Annotated in this window: 2 protein-coding genes and 1 pseudogene; 1 reads left to right on the top strand and 2 read right to left on the bottom strand. The window is 68.7% G+C overall.

From position 1 onward, the window contains the following. A partial coding sequence (locus CEY15_RS17705; protein WP_095719496.1) for a hypothetical protein occupies window positions 1-522 on the top strand: 522 nt, incomplete at its 5' end. A 282-nt stretch (window positions 523-804) separates the two neighbouring features. Here the strand turns inward: CEY15_RS17705 and CEY15_RS17700 are convergent. Next, window positions 805-1,092, bottom strand: coding sequence for a PLDc N-terminal domain-containing protein (locus CEY15_RS17700; protein ID WP_095719495.1), 288 nt, complete (start codon window positions 1,090-1,092; stop codon window positions 805-807). Between the two features lie 95 nt (window positions 1,093-1,187). Beyond that, window positions 1,188-1,398: pseudogene (locus tag CEY15_RS18640) on the bottom strand (hypothetical protein); the annotation flags it as partial.

Below are 1,398 nucleotides of genomic sequence, written 5' to 3'. Positions count from 1 at the left end.
CGGGGAGACAAGATCACTGTCCGCAGCGTGCAGCGCGAAGCAGGGGTGCGGATCGGCGAGGTGGCCGCGTGGATGCGTGAGCACGCGGCCGCGGCCACCGGTGATGTGCCAGAGGCTCCGGACCTGTCGGAGGCGATGTCGGCGATGGTGCAATCGGTGTGGGCCGCGGCGTGGAAGCGGGCCGCGGAGCAGGCGGATGAGGCGACCGCGGTGGCACTCGATGCCGCGCGCGCGGGCGAGGCTGACGCTTTGACCGCGGCGGAGCGCGCTGTCGCGGAGAAAGACGAGGTTGTCGTCGCGCTCGATGGCGCAGCCGAAGAGGTCAAGGCGTTGCGGGCCGAGCTCGAGCAGCTGCGTGGCCAGCTCGAGACAGTGCGCCAGGACGCCAGCCTCGCGCGCGCCAAGGCCGAGGAGGCCGATCGGGCCCGGGTACGCGCCGAGGCGACCTCGGACACGCTGCGTGAAGTGTTGGACTCACTACGTGATGGACCTCGCGAGGCAGGCCCGGCCCCTAAGCCGTGAGCGCAGCTGGCTCCCCACCAAGCGGCCCCGAGTGCCGAGAAGTGGCAGCCATAGGTGGGGGCAGGATCAGGCTCGGAGGGCGCCGCTCCCCCGGCGGACCGGGGTGGTCGGATGTTCCTGGTCGCCGGTCACACGGTCGCCCCGGTTCGTTCGGCGATGAGACGTGCCATGCGGTGTGCGCGTGCGGTGCGGCCCAAGCCGCCCGGCCGCCCAGGGGATGATCGGGTGCCGGTCGCTATTGCGGTGGGGTGCTTTTACTGGATGGTGCTACGGCCTTGTCGATCACCGGGGCGAGGTGATCGTGTCGCGGACGGTGTTGTCGCTGCTGCGGCGGCGAGGACCGAGTAGCGCGTACAGGAGCACTCCGAGAAGCGGGAGTGCGAGGATGACGAGCGCCCAGGCCCAGTCATATGTAGTCCGTCGGTGTCTTGCCAGGTGAATGAGGGCGAGGACATCCAGGACGATCATGCCTACCATCGCCGCGCTCCATGCGATGTCATACGCCGCCGGAAAGGTGACCTGCGAGGCGTCTTGCGGAAGCGTGGTGGTGGCAAGTGGGAGAACGGGCATTGTTGATCCTCGGTAGGGGTCGGTGGATCACCGGTTGTCACTCGGTGTCGTACCCATCGTCCTGGAGTTGGCCTCCCCGTTGTGGAGTTGGTGGACTACCAGAGGCTCCACGGTTGCCCGGTGGCGATGGCGTCGTCGATGCGGTGATCAATAGTGTGCGCTGGCTCGTCTGCGGCGATTGCGGTGCGGATCGCCTCTGCGATTGCGCGGGAGAGGCCGGCTGGACCGCGGGTGTCACCGAGGGGACTGTTCGCGCTGTGTCGTCGCGTGAGGTAGTCGGCGCGGTTGTCGCCGGCGGTGCCTAGG

The organism is Dietzia natronolimnaea (assembly GCF_002289575.1).
GTDB lineage: Bacteria > Actinomycetota > Actinomycetes > Mycobacteriales > Mycobacteriaceae > Dietzia > Dietzia natronolimnaea_A.
Note: the sequence above shows the minus strand (reverse complement) of the source record. Positions and strands in the feature narration are given on the sequence as shown.